This is a genomic window from Halorubrum sp. SP9 (assembly GCF_005435015.1).
Taxonomy (GTDB): domain Archaea; phylum Halobacteriota; class Halobacteria; order Halobacteriales; family Haloferacaceae; genus Halorubrum; species Halorubrum sodomense.
Genome location: NZ_SGXU01000385.1, coordinates 1 through 443, shown reverse-complemented (window position 1 = coordinate 443; position 443 = coordinate 1). Strand labels below are relative to the sequence as shown.

At 50.6% G+C, this 443-nt stretch carries 1 protein-coding gene; it reads right to left on the bottom strand.

The features are described 5' to 3' along the window. Positions 1-289: hypothetical protein (locus EXE45_RS20995; protein ID WP_206750513.1), on the bottom strand; the 289-nt coding region annotated here is incomplete at its 3' end. Positions 290-443 lie beyond the last annotated feature (154 nt).

Sequence of the window (443 nt, the reverse complement as noted above, 5' to 3'; positions counted from 1 at the left end):
ATCCAATACTATGTAAGGAGAGTTGAATATCGCGAGGAATCGCTTCGTACGCAGCCATATCGTCGTCGCCCGTCGAACTAACACCCATCAATCGTTCTCGTTCACCCAACCCTGCGATTGAGATAGGCGTAAACGACAACTCTCGCATCTCGAATACATCCCGATACGAGGGGTCGTCTTCATCGTCCTCGGCTTTGTACCCACGGACGATGAACGTTTCAGGGTCATCAACGGGGTACTCACAGACGATTGTCTCATACTCCCGCGAAGCGTTACTCCACTCTATCACGCGGAGATAATCTCCGCTTTCAGTCGTAACCGATCGGGTGCGTACTGACATCGTGTATGTACTGTGTTTGTGTGTCCGATATTTATAGACAAGGGCTTGGACGGCCAGTACGCGGTTAGTTGACACGGGATTGATGTGAAACAATCACCGTGGA